Raw genomic sequence first — 14279 nt, 5'->3', positions numbered from 1 at the left:
CATGTCTACGGAGTGCGACCGAGAGCCCCGAGGGTGTCACGGGCGAGCTGCAGGACGCGGCCGTCCCGGACGAGGTGGAGCTGGAGGCTCGACGACCCCGCGTTGACGGTGAGCACCGCCGGACCGGTGGTTCCCATGCCTTCCGCGTGCCGTTCACCAATTCTCAGTATGTATCTGTGAGGCTCGGTGAGCCGCCGCGTTGCCGGGGCAGCGTTCCCCTGATGAGGGGTTCCCGTTTCGCCGGTGCGTGCCCGGCACGGATACCGGGGCCTACCGCTCCTCCACGGGCGTTTCGCGTCTCCCCGCAACTCTGGGCGACGTCATGCTCATACCGGGCCGCCAACGCGGCCAGGTTACGTGCGGCGTTGGCATCCCGGTCCAGGACCAGACCGCAGGCCGCACAGGAGTAGGTGCGCTCCGCCAGGGCGAGCTTGGCTTTCACCGCGCCACAGCCGGAACACGTCTTGGAGGAGGGGTACCAGCGGTCGGCCACCACCAGCCGCCCGCCGCGCCAGGCGCTCTTGTAGGTCAGCTGGCGGCGCACCTCGGCCATGCCGACATCGGCGATCGCGCGGGCCAGCCGCCGGTTCTTCGCCATCCCGGCCACGTTCAGGTCTTCGACCACGACCGTGCCATAGGTCGCCGCCAGCCGGGTGGTGAGCTGGTGCAGCCCGTCGCGCCGCTGGCCGGCCACCCGGGCGTGGGCCTTGGCCAGTTGAATCTTGGTTTTGTGCCAGCGCTTGGAGGCCTGGCGTCTGCTCCCGTCGGGGGTGCGCGGCCCGGCGCGGCGGGCGAGCCGCTTGTTGAGTTTGCGGAGTGTGCGCAGCGCCGCGCGGTGGTGTTTGGGGTTGTCGATGACCTCGCCGGTGGACAGCACCGCCAGCGCCCTCACCCCGAGATCCACCCCCACCACCGCGTCCGGGCGGGCCGGGGCGCGGTCGGCGCGGTCGATCTGGCAGGTGAACGCGACGAACCACCGCCCGCCCTCGGCGCGGATGGTGGCCGACAGGATCCGGCCGGTGCCGCGTTCCAGGTGGCGGGCCAGCTTGCGGGTGGACTCGCATGTCTTGATGGTGCCCAGCCGGGGCAGGGTCACATGGCGCCGGTCGGTCTCCAGGCGGATGGTTCCGGTGGTGAACCGGCACGACAGGGTGGCGCGATGCTTGGCCCTGAACCGGGGAAACCCGACCGGCCCGCCCGCCCGGGTGCCCTTCCGCGCCGCCGACCAGTTCGTCAACGCCCGGGCCAGGCCGTCCAGGCCGGAGCTGTAGGCCTCTTTCGAGTTGTCGGCCCACCACGGCGCGACCGTGTCTTTGGCGGTGTTCCACGCCCGGCGCAGGCCGTACAGCGACCACGGCACCTCGGTGAGCAGTTCCTCGGGCACCTGGTAGGTCTTCTCCGCCTCCCGCTGGGACAGGGCGGCCCTGACGCGGGCCAGCCCCCAGTTGAACGCGAACCGCGCCGCGCCGCAGTGCGAGGCCAGCGCGGCGGCCTGCGCGGGGGTGGGGTCGAGGGCGTAGCGGTAGGCCTGATGGATCCGCCCCACCCTCCACCCCTTTACTTGAAGTTGTCGTTCAATCACTGTGAGTTTAACTCGGGTGGGGGGCGGCGGCCACCCGACCGGCGAAGGACTCACGCCCGGCGCGCCCGCGACACCCGCACCCCACGCTCCGGCGCTTCCGCGACCGGTAACGGCCGACCGGATGCTTCCGTGGTGCGCCGGCACGGGGTTTCTGGCGGGCCACCCACCTCTCCAGGCGGAACAAACCAGAGAAGAACTGATAAACGCCGATAAAACAATCAACAGTTCACACCCCCGACGGCGGGGGGCAAACGATCCGCCCGGCCAGAGGCCTCCCCCACCGGTTCTTGTCCTCATCGGTCGGCGGTACGGCCGCGGAAGGTGCGGCCCCTCGCCGTTGAACTGCCGTAAAGCATGGGCGTACGGTGGTTGCAGTGGTTTCCGTCTTCGCGCGGCTCCCATAAGGGCGCTGTCTCCAACAGCCGTAGACAGCTGGGCATCATGACTCGACTTTCCATCACCGTGAACGATCAACCGCAGTTCTCTGTGGTCGCGCTCATCGGTGATCTAGACAAATTATCGGCCCCACAGCTTGAGGAGGCATTCGCAGCGCTTTGGGCGGGAGGGCACACTCACGTCATCATCGACACGACCGGCCTGGGCTTCTGCGACTCCGCGGGAGTCTGGACACTACTTACGATCTTACGTCGCACCTACGAGCAGAACGGCTGGTTGCGCCTCGCCGGGGTCCACGGGTTCCTCGCCCGCCTTCTGGAGCTGACCCGGCTGGGCGCGGCGTTCCCCATCGACTCCGACGTGGATGAATCCTTGCGGCAGGCCTTCGAAGGAAGCGTCCCGGCCGTCCGGTGAGCCTCGCCGCCCCGTCCGGGCGCCTCGACGGAGTCCTTCCGGTCCTGCCCGCGGCTCCGCGACGCGTTCGGGGGACGGGCGGCGTCCGGAGGATCCGGCGCGTGTGTGGAAGATCGAGGTCGATAGTGTCGGGCTCATGCTGCGCTGTGCCGTACTGGATGACTACCAGGGTGTCGCTCTCGGCCTGGCCGACTGGTCGGCGGTGGAGGTGACGAGCTTCCGGGAGCACTTCGCCTCCCAGGACGACCTCGTGGACGCGATCAGCGGCCACGAGATCGTGGTGATCATGCGGGAGCGGACGCCGTTCCCCGCGGAGCTGTTCGCCAGGTTGCCGAAGCTCAGGCTGCTCATCACCTCCGGGATGCGCAACGCCTCCATCGACCTGGACGCCGCCAGGGCACACGAAGTGACCGTCTGCGGCACGGGAAGCGGCTCGACCCCGCCCGCCGAGCTGACCTGGGCGCTGATCCTCGGCCTGACCAGGCACCTGGTCCCCGAGAGCACCGCGATGCGGCACAACGGCCCCTGGCAGAGCACCGTCGGCACGGACCTGCACGGCAGCACCCTCGGCCTGCTCGGCCTCGGCAAGATCGGTGCCCAGATCGCGAGGGTCGGCCAGGCCTTCGGCATGGACGTGATCGCCTGGAGCCAGAACCTCACGAAGGAGAGGACCGGCGAGCTGGGGGTGAGGCTCGCGCCCTCGAAGGAGGCGCTCCTCGCCGAGTCCGACATCGTCTCCGTCCACCTCGTCCTCAGCGACCGCACCCGCGGCCTGGTGGGCGAGAAGGAGCTGGCTCTGATGCGCCCGACCGCCTATCTGATCAACACCTCCCGGGCGGCGATCGTCGACCGGCGTGCCCTGGTCGAGGCCCTCGAGACAGGCCGGATCGCCGGCGCTGGGCTGGACGTCTTCGAGACCGAGCCGCTCGCGCACGACCACGTCCTGCGCACGCTGCCCAACGTGCTGGCCACCCCGCACCTCGGATATGTCACGCAGGCCAACTACCGCACCTACTACGGCGAAGCCGTACAGGACATCGAGGCCTTCCTCTCCGGGGAGCCGATCCGCCGGCTGGCCTGATCGGCCGGCAAAGGCCCGAGCGGGGCGGGCCATCTGCCCCAGTCGTCGCACCGGCCACGAACAGGTAAAACAATCCGGGTCATTGGCCCGTGTGTGGCCCGTGAATGGCGAGTCTTGATGATCCGCCGTGAGACACTCCCCTCCGGGACCGGAATCACGTTTTAGCAGGTCAGGGCATAGATCAAACCCTTGATCAGGTTGAAAACGAGCTATCGAGACCGGTCCCGTGAAACCTATGTTTTTCGGGGGGAACCGAGGATGTCTCGCGTCCGTATCACCATGGACAACGCCGCCCTGCGTGACGTGGCCATGCGCGCCGCCACCGGGAAGAGGTCCGAGTTCGACGTCCGGGCCACTCAGGTGGTGCAGCGGATCAGTGCCTCGCACGGCGGCCGGCCAGTCGACGAGGTGTACGAGGCCCTGCAGGCGGGCCTGCTGCAGATTCCCGGCATCCAGCAGTTCGACGAAGCACAGATCCGTAAGTGCGCGACCCGCATCAGCCTGCGGCAGGAACCACTGGCGGAGTCCTAGCGGAGCCCTTCCGGGCGCCCCGGCCGGTGCTTCGGCACCGGCCGTTTCCAGACAGCGCGTTTCCAGGCCGCCCGCCTGGTGGATGCCGCCCTGCGTCGATCCCCGGCCCGGAAACTAGACTTCCGGCATGATTCGCCCCGCAACGCCGGACGACGTTCCGGCGATCATCGATATGATCCGTGGACTCGCGGAGTACGAAAAAGCGCTGGACAAGGTCGAGACCACCGCCGAGCAGTTGCACGACGCGCTCTTCGGCGCCACGCCCGCCGTGTTCTGCCATGTCGCCACCGACGGGGAGCGGGTCGCGGGGTACGCCATCTGGTTCGTGTCCTACTCCACCTGGCTGGGCAGGCACGGGATCTACCTCGAAGACCTCTTCGTCCACCCCGGCAACCGCGGACACGGGTACGGGAAGGAACTGCTCGCCGAGCTCGCCCGCATCTGCGTGGAACGCGGGTACGGCCGGTTCGAATGGTCGGTTCTCGACTGGAACACCCCGGCCATCGAGTTCTACCGTTCACTCGACGCGGCACCGCTCGACGAATGGGTCATGTACCGGCTCACGGGACCGGCACTCGAAAAACTCGCCGCCGCCGACGGCTGACACCGGGCCCGCCGCGAGAGACGCGGATCGTCCCCGGCGCGCATGGACCCGGGCCCGTCCGGGCGTACGGGTCATCGCAGCAGCTTGAGGCTCTGCTCCTCCCAGTAGGCGAAGCCCAGCCGGCGGTGCGCCTCGACCGCCGCCCGGGCGTGCTCCCTCGCCCGGGCGGTACGGCCCAGCCGCGCCGCCAGTTCGGCGAGCACCTGATGCGTGGAGCCCCAGCCCGCGCTGCCCGTGCCACAGACGATCAGCTGGTCCGCGTACGGCAGGAGCCTGTCGTAGAGGTCGCCGGGGTCGGGAACACCGAGCCTGGCCGCGATGAGCCCCCAGACGGGGGTGAGGAAATCGGCGATCCAGTCTTGCCTGATCTCGGTGCCCCATCGCTCGATCAGGTCACGCGCGAGGTCGTCCTTCCCGGTGTCCAGGGTGGCCAGGACGGCAACCGGCCGCAGCGGGACCATCAGCGGCTGCTCGGCCGCCGTGACCAGCTCGTCGAGCATCTCGGCGACCCGCCCCTGCCCGCGCCTGCAGGTGAACAGGGCCACCAGCCTGCGGTATTCGGCACCCCAGAGGCTTGAGCCGTACCGCACCTCGCCGAACCGGCCGACGAGCGCCTCCGCGTCCGCCCAGCGACCCTCGACGGTGTATCTGGCGGTCTGGGCGACGCGTACCGTCGCCTCCAGCTCCGGGCGGCGCACCTCGGCCAGGGTCCGCTCGCACCGGGCCAGCTCGCGGTCCCACTCCGCCAGATTCCCCGCGCGCAGCAGGCAGGCCATCCGGAGCACCCTCGCCACGATCTGGGCCGCCCGGGGAAGCTCCGGGATGGCCAGCATCTCCTCGGCGGCCAGGAGCCGTTCGGCGTTGTGGTCGGGCACCCACCCCGAGAGGAGATAGTTGTTCAGGGTGCGCGCGAGCAGATCCCGGTCGCCCAGACGGCGGGCGATCTCCACGGCCTCCCGCGCGTGTTGCTCGCCCTCGGCCCGGCGGGGCCCGTAGTACAGCTCCATGCTCAGTGTGCCCAGCACCGCCGCCCGGTCGCGCTCGTCCATCGGGCCTGCCAGCAGGTCCTCCAGCACGGCGACCATCTCGTGGTCCACCACGCCGTAGGGGCGCCAGTTCCACACGGACAACCCGCCGAATACGATGATCGCCGAGATCAGCGCCGCTCTGTCCCCCGCACGCCGGGCCAGGCCGATCGCCTCGTTCAGGTCGCGGAAGGCCCCCGCGGCGTCTCCCGCGGTACGGCGGGCCCGCCCCAGCTCGGTCAGCACGGCGCACCGGCCCGCCTCGTCGTCCGGCGCGACACAGGCCAGCGCGAGTTCCCAGAGCTCGACGGCCTCGGCGAAGGCGAGCTGGGCGACGGCGTGCCGGGCCGCGCGGGAGGCGTAGTCCACCGCCCTTGCCGCACCGCCCACCTTGGAGGCCATCCCGAAGTGGTGGGCCAGCCGGGCGGGTTCGGCTCCCGGCAGAGCCTCCAGCGCCTCTCCGGCCCTCAGGTGCAGCCGGGCCCGCTCCAGGCGGCTCAGCCCGGAATGCAGCGCGTCACGCACCAGGGCGTGGGAGAAGCGATAGTCGAAGCCGCCGGGCGGCTCGAACAGCAGGCCGGTCGCCACCGCCGGTTCGAGCAGCGACATCACCTGCTCGACGGGGGTTCCGGTGACGGCTTCGAGCAGGTCGATCTCCACGTCGCGGCCGACGACCGCCGCCGCCCGGAGGAGTTTCCGCGTCTCCTCGGGGAGCCTGGCGACGCGGCGTTCGATGACGTCACGCGCCCCCGGGGGAACCGCGTCCAGCAGTCCGTGCTCGCTCTCCCGAAGGCGCAGCACCTCGCCCAGGTAGAAGGGGTTTCCGCCGGTCCGCTCCAGCAGCGCCCCGACCAGCTCCGGCTCCTGCGCGATGCGCCTCAGACGCAGGTAGGACGACACGTCGGCGGCGCCGAACGGGGCCAGCTCCACGCGCCCGGTCGACCGCTCTTTCGACAGGGCGCCGAGGGTGTCGCGAAGCTGCTCGGGGTGCTCACCCGGCTCCGGGCGCAGCGTGACCACGATGAGCACCGGGTGGCGGGCCAGCTCGCCCGCGACGAAGGTCAGCAGCCGCAACGAGGAGACATCGGCCCAGTGCAGGTCGTCCAGAACCACCAGGAGCGGCTCGCCGGTGGCGGTCAGCGCGGACACGACCCGGTCGTACAGCTCGAACAGCGCGACGTCTGGATCATGGTCGGGCGACGCCGCCTCGTCCGCGGCGGAGCTCCGGGAGCGGAGAACCGAGTCGGCGCCGCACTCGCGCAGAATCTGCGTCCAGGGCCAGAAGGCGGGAGCCGTACCGTCCAGGCAGCGCCCCCAGGCCACCCGGAAGCCCCGCGCGACGGCCTCGTCGGCGGCGGCCTGGGCGAGCCGGGTCTTGCCGATCCCCGCCTCGCCGGTGATCAGCAGCACACCGCCGTGGCCGCGCCGTACCTCGGCCAGCCGCTCGCCCACCAGGCGCAGCTGTGCCTCCCTCGCGACCAGCCCCTCGCTGACCACCGGTTCCGCGGGCCGGGGGGCGATCGGCGCGGCCGGCGCCTCCAGCTCCGGCGCCTGCCCGAACACCGCCTGTTCCAGCCGCCTCAGCTGCGGCCCCGGCTCGATGCCGAGGTCACCGGCCAGCCGCTCGCGGGCCCTGCGCAGCGCGTTGAGCGCGTCGGCCTGCCGGCCCGCGTGGTACAGCGCGAGCACCAGCAGTCCCCACGCGCGTTCGCGGTAGGGGTGGGCCTCGACCAGTGATTCGAGATCCGGCACGCATGCACCGCCCTCGCCCAGCGCCAGCCGTGCCTCCAGCCGGTCTTCGGCGGCCGCGATCCGGAGCTCCACCATGCGGGCGATGGCGGGCTGGGCGAACTCCTGCCCGGCGAACTCCTCCAGCGGGTCACCCCGCCACAGGGCCAGCGCGCGGTCCAGCGCGCGGCGCGCCTCGGCGTGCTCGCCCCAGGCCAGCGCCCGGCGTCCTTCCTCGACGCCGGCGGCGAAGCGCCCCAGGTCGATCTGGCCCGGGGCGACGGCGAGCAGGTAGCCGGGCTCGCGGGTGAGAAGGACCTTCGGGGGCGTGCGGGGCCTGCGGTCGGGCTCCACCACCTTGCGCAGGTTGGAGATGTAGGACTGGAGCGTGCCCGTGGCGCTGGAGGGCGCCTCACCGGCCCACAGTTCCTCGATCAGCCTGTCCAGTGGGACGACCTTTCCCGGCTCCAGAGCCAGCATCGCCAGCACGGCGCGCTGCTTGCGGGTGCCCAGGTCGAGCCGGTGGCCGGCGGCATCGGTGACCTCGAACGAGCCGAACATACGAAAATTCAGGCCCGTTTCCATACTTCCTTGTCCATTTCCGGCAGTCCCAGGCGACAGCGTACTCGCCGACCCGACGCCACCAACGTGTGTCATCGCGGGAGGTTTCCGCCTGGGACTGCCGTGCTCCTACCGGCTGGACCTGGTGACACCGGGGAGCTCACCCTGGTGGGCCGTCTCGCGGCTCCCGTAGCGCCGCTTGAAGCGCTCCACGCGACCGGCGGTGTCGAGCACCCGGCCGCGCCCGGTGTAGAAGGGGTGGCTCGCCGAGGAGACGTCGACGTCGACCACCGGGTAGACGTTTCCGTCCTCCCACTTGATGCTCTTGTCGCTCGTCATGGTCGAGCGGGTGAGGACGGCGAAGCCGGCGCTCGGGTTCCGGAAGACGATCGGGCGGTAGCCGGGGTGGATGTCCTTCTTCACGGTTATCGCTCCTCCCTGAACAGGACGTGCTTGCGGACGATCGGGTCGTACTTGCTGAGCGTGAGCCGGTCGGGGTCGTTGCGCCGGTTCTTGCGGGTCACGTAGGTGTAGCCGGTGCCCGCGGTCGATCGCAGTTTGGTCACCGGGCGTAGCTCGTTCCTGGCCAAGGTCGGCTCCTCTCGGGTCGGTTGACTGTGTAATGATAACGACATCGGTTTTCATTCCCGCAACCCGAATCTTTTTCAAGGAAGTTCCGTGCCCACCCCTGTCGTCCTCGTCGGCGGCCTGCATGCCCAGGCCCGTGTCGCCTCCGAGGACAGGCCGCTGAAGGGCCGTCCCGGTGCCGTCTCGATCCATCACGATCTGCGCGAGGTGACCCACGCCGCGTCCAGCGGATCGTCCGCGACGCCTCCGGCCCCCCATCCTCGGCCTCAAGGGGACCGCCTGAGGTCCCGCCGCATCCCGCGCGGGCAGGCCTGCCGGAACATCCGGAAAAACCGGCGGGTCACCGGCCGGAACACCCGGGAAAAACGCGTTGCGCCCGATCTCGCCAGTGGAAAACAATTGTCTCGATCGCATTATCCGAAAGGCAATGAATTGAACATCCGACGTCGAATGACGATGTTCGCCGAGGCTCGCGTGTGACGATTGGCGACGTCACACGCGAGCCGCCCCGGGCAGCCGGTCCGGGGCGGCTTTTCATGTTCCTGGCGGGTGGGGGCGCTGGCGTGCCCGGCGGTTTCATAAGCCGCTCCAGGCGGGTTCGATTCCCGCACCCGCCACTCACCACCCGCCTCGGCCTCGGCCTCGGCCTCGGATCAGAGACTGCCGCGAAGAGGGTTTCGAGAAAGACGGCGCGACGGCTGCGGCTGTGTAACGAACTGACAGAAGTCGCGCAAACAGCTGTCCATAACCGATGGTTATAGCGAAAGGTCTTGGACGACACGAGGTCGCGGGTCCCAGGATCAAAGATATGAGAACGCGAACCCTTGGCAACCTGAAGGTCTCGGCGATCGGCTTCGGCGCGATGGTGCTCTCGCCGGGCATGTATGGAGAGATCGACGAGGAGCGGGCGCTCACCGCGCTCGGCCACGCGCTCGACTCCGGTGCCACCTTCATCGACACCAGCGACGCGTACGGCGACGACGGCCACAACGAGCGCCTCGTCGGCAAAGCGATCAGGGGTCGGCGAGAAGAGGTCGTCGTGGCCACGAAGTTCGGGCTCAACGTGCCCGAGGAGGCTCAGGCTCACGCGATCCCGGTCGGTTACGCGTTCCGCGAGTTGCTGGTGAACGCCGAGCCTCGGTTCGTCCGCGCCCACGCCGAGCGGAGCCTGCGCAACCTCGGCGTGGACGTGATCGATCTGTACTACCCGCACTTCCCCGACCCCGCCGTACCGATCGAGGAGACCGTGGGCGCGGTGGCCGAGCTGGTCGAGGCCGGTCTGGTGCGCCATCTGGGGCTGTCGAACGTCACGGCCGACCAGGTACGGCGGGCCCACGCGGTGCACCCCGTCACGGCGGTGCAGACCGAGTGGTCGATGTGGCGGCCGATCGAACCGGACCTGCTGCGAGCCGCGACCGAGGTCGGCGCCGGGATAGTGCCGTGGAGCCCCCTCGGCGCCGGCTTCCTCACCGGGGCGGTGCAGAACCTCGGAGAAGGAGACTTCCGGCACCACGTCCCCCGTTTCAACACCGAGAACCTCGCCCAGAACAACGACCGATACGCCCCGGTTCGGGATCTGGCCGCCGAGCTGGACATCACCCCCGCCCAGTTCGCCATCGCCTGGCTGCTCCACCAGAACCCCCATGTGGTGCCGATCCCCGGCAGTCGCACCCCGGCCCACATCACCGAGAACCTCCAGGCGGCCGACATCACCCTCCCTCCCGACACTCTCGCCCGCGTCGACAAGGCTCTCGCCTCCGTCGAGGCCGTCGGAGACACCCTGCTCTGACCGGCTCCGGCAGCCCTGGAGCACCCAAGGCTCTGACCGGCACTGAATCGACATTGACCGGCACCAACCGACGCTGACCGGCACTGATCGACCTCGGCCGACCTCGACGCTCGCGGCTGCGAGGTTCGCGGAAGACGGTTCCCAAAGGCGACTCCGAAAGGCGGCCCCTGGCTAACGGGGGTCGCCTTTCTCGTTTTGACGTCACCGGGGTTGCGATGACGTCAAAGTGACGTCATAGTAGTGCCATGGACGTCACGCCCTTCGTCGAGAACCTCCGCCGCGCGCTGACCGCGTCGGCCGCGGTCGCCGGCCCCGAGACCCAGGCCACCGTCGAGAGCCTCACGGCGGCCCTGGACGCAGCCGTCCGGCTCACGCTCATCGACGCGCTCTCCACCGCCGCCGACGAGATCACCAGGGACCTCGCGCCGGGCTCCGTCGAGATGCGGATCCGCAACCGCGAGCCGGAGTTCGTGGTGACGCCGCCGGTGGCGGAGTCCTTCGGATCTCCCTTCCCGCCCCCGCCGCCGGGGTCACCCGGATTTCCGACGCCGCCCGCACCGCCGCTGCCGCCCGAGCCGCCCCAGCCTCCCGGCGACGCGGGCACCGCACGCATCACGCTGCGGCTGCCCGAGCCGCTCAAGGGCCACGTCGAGGAGGCGGCGAACATGGAGGGCATCTCGGTCAACGCCTGGCTCGTGCGGGCGGTGTCCGCGGCCCTTACGCAGGCTCCGCGCGGATCCCGGCCTCCCTCCACCGGAAGACGCATCAGCGGCTGGGCCCGCTGACTCCGCGCTTCACCGGCTCTCGGCAAGACCCCGCCAAACTTCTCCGGCTCCCGGCAAGACCCCGCCCAAGCTTCACGACCCTGATCGCGGCCTCCGCGGCCGCCACCCCCTCAACCTGCAAGGGAGATTTCGCCATGCCCGTTTTCCAGACCTCCGGACCCGTCACCCTCGACGTGAAGCTCCCCGCGGGCGACCTGAACATCACGGCCACATCGCGCGAGGACACCGCGGTCGAGGTACGGCCCGCCAACCCGTCCAGGTCCGCCGACGTCAAGTGCGCCGACAAGACCCGCGTCGAATACGTCGACGGCACGATCTACGTCGAGGCACCCGAGCCGCAGCTGTCGCTGGGGCGTCCCCCGAAGCTGGAGATCCTCGTCGGCCTGCCGGAGGGGTCGCGGATCGACTTCGCCGCCGCGTCGGCCGACACCCGGATGACCGGTCGTCTGGGCGACGTCACGGTGACGACGGCCTCCGGCGACGTGCGGATCGACCGGTGCACCGGCCTTGCCGTCAGGACGGAGAGCGGTGACGTCACTTGTGACGTCACCGAAGGCAGCGCCCGAGTGAGAACGTCGTCCGGACGCATCAGCCTGCGAGAAATGTACGGCGAAGCGGAAGTCACCACCGCTTCGGGCAAGATCGATCTCGGCACGGTCGGCGGCGACGCCACCGTCAAGTCGGCCTCCGGAGACGTCCGGATCCGGACGGCCGGTGGCTCCGTCCAGGTGAAGAGCGCGTCGGCCGACGTCACCGTCGAGTCGGTCGCTCGCGGAAACCTCTCGATCACGAGCTCGTCGGGCGACGTCAAGGTCGGCGTCGCCCGGGGGACCAGCGCGTGGCTCGACGTCTCCTCGGTGTCGGGCGACGTCGACTCCTCTCTGGAGCGAACCGATCAGCCCGCCGACGGCGAGGACAAGGTCGAGCTCCACGTCCGCACCATGAGCGGCGACATCTCCATCACCCGCGCCCGCTTCTGAGCCCAGGCCCCAGACCCGCACCCAGACCCAGGTCCAGGTCCAGGTCCAGGTCCTGGTCCTGGTCCTGGTCCAAGTTGGGATCCAGGCCCAGGCCAGAGTCCGGGGCCAGAGCCAAGTCGGGGCCCCGGTCCAGGCCCGCCCCCAAGTCCAGGTCCAGGCCCAGGCCCGTACCCGCGCCGCGAGCGGCGCCGTCTCCAACACCCACGCGTTCCCGAAGGGAAAACCATGATCAACGACATGCAGGCCAATGCCCTCTGTTCCCAGCGGCACGCGGAGCTGATCGCCGAGGCGGAGACCCGGCGCAGGATGCCCAAGCGTCCCCGGTCCTCCCGCCTGTGGGCGGCTCGCACCCTTCACGGGCTCGCCGACCGGATCAGCCCGCCGGTCGGCGAATAACGCCCGCCACCCCGCCCGGCGCAGGCCGACAGCCGCGTGAGCGTCACCCCGCCGTAACCTCGCGGCCATCTCCCGCCTGTTCGCTGTGATCCATGCTCTGGCCGGAAACCGACGTCGTCGGATCGGATGTCAGCCTCCCCGTCACCGTCTACGGCACGGTCAGCCGGGATCCCGACGGCGAACTCGCGCACGAGGGGAATCGTGTCCCCGACATCGTCGCCCTCGACCATCGGCGGCTGGTGGTCGGCTGGCGGGCCGGGGTTCGTGACGAGCGGGACCCGACGCCGACGGACCAGGGCGCCATCATGTGCGCCAGGTCGGGCGACGGCGGCGAGACCTGGACGGTGAGCACGCTGGCGGCGGCCACCGCCACCCACCGCTACCACTACGTGATCTTCCTCAACGACGGGGGCACGCTCTACGCGTTGCTCGGCCGGATCACGGTCGACCGGGACCGCGACCGGGAGGGCGACGTCGACGGCTTCCCCACCTCGATGGTGGTCAGGAGAAGCACCGACGACGGCCGCACGTGGACCGACTTCCCCGTCACCGTCGACGTGCCGGACAACGGCCGGGGCGTGGTCGTCGCGGGCAAGCCGCTGAGACACCGCGGGCTCTGGCTGGTGCCGTACTGGCGGCACTCGGGGGGCACCACCCGGGCGGGCGTGCTGCGCTCGGCCGACCTGACGACCTGGACCTCCGGCGGGCTCGCGGAGAACCCGCCCGGCGTGGCGGTCGAGGAGCCGCAGATCGCGGTCTCTCATGACGACCCCGGCACGCTCGTGATGGTGACACGCACGCTCAACCTGACCGGCGGCACCTCGGCGGCCGCCCGCGACGCGTTCTACCGCGCCAACGCCGCCCACTGCGCCACGGCGACCAGCACCGACGCCGGGTTGACCTGGTCGCCGATGACACTGGACGGGAACCTGCCCAACTACTACGTCAAGACTTTCTTCACGGCGGGCACGGACGGCCTGTACCTGGCGATCTACAACACGCTCGCCGGGCCGTTCACCGGGACCTCGGCGAGCAAGCCCGACCGGTACCGCGAGGTCCTGCACTACAAGGTGAAGCGACCGGGCGAGCCCTGGGAGCCGGGACGGCTCTTCGCCGACGGCGCCCGGCTGACGAGGGGCGCGGCCCGGGGCTGGGACGTCTATCCCAGCGCCGACGAGTACGAACCCGGCCGGTTCTTCGTCGTCTGGGAGCACAACCAGACCAATGTCAGGGTGGCCAGGCTCGACGTCTCCCGGCCCTTCGACCGCAGCGACCTCATCACCGGCGACTGGGTGCTGAGCGGCGGCGCGCGGCGGGCCGGCGGCGGGTTCCGGCTCAGGAGCACGGGCGCGGGGGCCTCCCAGGCGTCCTGTGCCCTCGACCGCTCGCGGGGCTGCGACTTCACCCTGGAGTTCCGTGGCCGGGTGGAGGACGACAGCGCGCTGAATCCCCGCACCGGCGACGGCGTCTGCCTCGGCGCGAAAGTGGCCAACGGCGCCAGACGGCTCATGCTGACGGTCCAGAAAAGCGGGGTCTGGACGATGCGCAAGGGCTCCGCCGTCTGGGAGAAGGTCTACACGCTGGACACCGCGGGACGGCTCGCGACCTGGAAGGTGAGGGTGGACAGCGCCGGAGTGGCCCGGCTGTTCCGCGACGGGACCGACACCGGGGCGACCTGGGTGATCCAGGACAGCGGGGAGAGACCGCAGGTCACGCACTGGGTGACCGGCACCCCCGGCGGCAACGCCGCCGAGGCCGTCATCGAGTGGACCCGCCTCACCCCCACCTTCGGGCTCCCCCTGCCCTGACAGCCGGGAGG

Annotated in this window: 16 protein-coding genes and 1 tRNA gene; 11 read left to right on the top strand and 6 right to left on the bottom strand. The window is 70.3% G+C overall.

From position 1 onward, the window contains the following. Positions 1-5 precede the first annotated feature (5 nt). Together ACFY2X_RS23750 and tnpB are read right to left on the bottom strand one after the other, a co-directional pair. The gene (locus ACFY2X_RS23750) at positions 6-137 is read right to left on the bottom strand and encodes a hypothetical protein (protein ID WP_389941125.1); all 132 of its coding nucleotides are present in this window, start codon (positions 135-137) and stop codon (positions 6-8) included. Positions 138-163: 26 nt separating this feature from the next. After that, positions 164-1546 carry an IS607 family element RNA-guided endonuclease TnpB gene (gene tnpB, locus ACFY2X_RS23745; protein ID WP_389941123.1) on the bottom strand — a complete coding sequence of 461 codons (1383 nt, stop codon included), beginning with the start codon at positions 1544-1546 and terminating at the stop codon, positions 164-166. Between the two features lie 477 nt (positions 1547-2023). Here tnpB and ACFY2X_RS23740 point away from each other — a divergent pair, with 477 nt between their 5' ends. From ACFY2X_RS23740 to ACFY2X_RS23725, 4 genes are all read left to right on the top strand, one after another. After that, positions 2024-2392: an STAS domain-containing protein gene (locus tag ACFY2X_RS23740; protein WP_389941122.1), complete on the top strand. Its 369-nt coding sequence runs from the start codon at positions 2024-2026 to the stop codon at positions 2390-2392. Positions 2393-2495: 103 nt separating this feature from the next. Further along, complete coding sequence (locus ACFY2X_RS23735) at positions 2496-3473, top strand: D-2-hydroxyacid dehydrogenase family protein (RefSeq protein ID WP_389941120.1); 978 nt, start codon at positions 2496-2498, stop codon at positions 3471-3473. A gap of 258 nt (positions 3474-3731) precedes the next feature. Beyond that, complete coding sequence (locus ACFY2X_RS23730) at positions 3732-4004, top strand: hypothetical protein (protein ID WP_389941118.1); 273 nt, start codon at positions 3732-3734, stop codon at positions 4002-4004. Between the two features lie 127 nt (positions 4005-4131). Next, entirely contained in the window at positions 4132-4608 is a 477-nt protein-coding gene (locus tag ACFY2X_RS23725) for a GNAT family N-acetyltransferase (RefSeq protein ID WP_389941116.1), read from the top strand. Between the two features lie 71 nt (positions 4609-4679). On the opposite strand, the gene ACFY2X_RS23720 is transcribed toward ACFY2X_RS23725, so the two are convergent. The 3 genes from ACFY2X_RS23720 to rpmG form a co-directional block, all read right to left on the bottom strand. After that, positions 4680-7946, bottom strand: coding sequence for a BTAD domain-containing putative transcriptional regulator (locus ACFY2X_RS23720; RefSeq protein WP_389941114.1), 3267 nt, complete (start codon positions 7944-7946; stop codon positions 4680-4682). A gap of 105 nt (positions 7947-8051) precedes the next feature. Further along, positions 8052-8345 (bottom strand): type B 50S ribosomal protein L31, encoded by a 294-nt coding sequence (locus ACFY2X_RS23715; protein ID WP_389941112.1) that lies wholly within the window; start codon positions 8343-8345, stop codon positions 8052-8054. A 2-nt stretch (positions 8346-8347) separates the two neighbouring features. After that, positions 8348-8512: a 50S ribosomal protein L33 gene (gene rpmG / locus ACFY2X_RS23710; protein ID WP_389941110.1), complete on the bottom strand. Its 165-nt coding sequence runs from the start codon at positions 8510-8512 to the stop codon at positions 8348-8350. An 88-nt stretch (positions 8513-8600) separates the two neighbouring features. Here rpmG and ACFY2X_RS23705 point away from each other — a divergent pair, with 88 nt between their 5' ends. From ACFY2X_RS23705 to ACFY2X_RS23685, 5 genes are all read left to right on the top strand, one after another. Then, the gene (locus ACFY2X_RS23705) at positions 8601-8990 is read left to right on the top strand and encodes a hypothetical protein (RefSeq protein WP_389941108.1); all 390 of its coding nucleotides are present in this window, start codon (positions 8601-8603) and stop codon (positions 8988-8990) included. A 64-nt stretch (positions 8991-9054) separates the two neighbouring features. Next, a tRNA-Met gene (locus ACFY2X_RS23700) sits at positions 9055-9127 on the top strand. A 191-nt stretch (positions 9128-9318) separates the two neighbouring features. Further along, on the top strand, positions 9319-10299 hold the full coding sequence (locus ACFY2X_RS23695) for an aldo/keto reductase (protein WP_389941106.1): 981 nt from the start codon (positions 9319-9321) through the stop codon (positions 10297-10299). A 245-nt stretch (positions 10300-10544) separates the two neighbouring features. Beyond that, on the top strand, positions 10545-11084 hold the full coding sequence (locus tag ACFY2X_RS23690) for a hypothetical protein (RefSeq protein ID WP_389941104.1): 540 nt from the start codon (positions 10545-10547) through the stop codon (positions 11082-11084). A 134-nt stretch (positions 11085-11218) separates the two neighbouring features. Further along, entirely contained in the window at positions 11219-12064 is an 846-nt protein-coding gene (locus ACFY2X_RS23685) for a DUF4097 domain-containing protein (protein ID WP_389941102.1), read from the top strand. On the opposite strand, the gene ACFY2X_RS23680 is transcribed toward ACFY2X_RS23685, so the two are convergent. Further along, positions 12045-12269 (bottom strand): hypothetical protein, encoded by a 225-nt coding sequence (locus ACFY2X_RS23680; RefSeq protein ID WP_389941100.1) that lies wholly within the window; start codon positions 12267-12269, stop codon positions 12045-12047. The two genes, ACFY2X_RS23685 and ACFY2X_RS23680, sit on opposite strands and share 20 nt — an antisense overlap. A gap of 20 nt (positions 12270-12289) precedes the next feature. Between ACFY2X_RS23680 and ACFY2X_RS23675 the strand changes: the two genes are divergently transcribed. Both ACFY2X_RS23675 and ACFY2X_RS23670 read left to right on the top strand, forming a co-directional pair. Continuing rightward, on the top strand, positions 12290-12460 hold the full coding sequence (locus ACFY2X_RS23675) for a hypothetical protein (protein ID WP_389941098.1): 171 nt from the start codon (positions 12290-12292) through the stop codon (positions 12458-12460). A 92-nt stretch (positions 12461-12552) separates the two neighbouring features. Next, positions 12553-14268, top strand: a complete 1716-nt coding sequence (locus tag ACFY2X_RS23670; RefSeq protein ID WP_389941096.1) for a sialidase family protein — start codon at positions 12553-12555, stop codon at positions 14266-14268. Positions 14269-14279 lie beyond the last annotated feature (11 nt).

Source organism: Streptosporangium sp. NPDC000396, assembly GCF_042898655.1.
Taxonomy (GTDB): domain Bacteria; phylum Actinomycetota; class Actinomycetes; order Streptosporangiales; family Streptosporangiaceae; genus Streptosporangium.
Note: the sequence above shows the minus strand (reverse complement) of the source record. Positions and strands in the feature narration are given on the sequence as shown.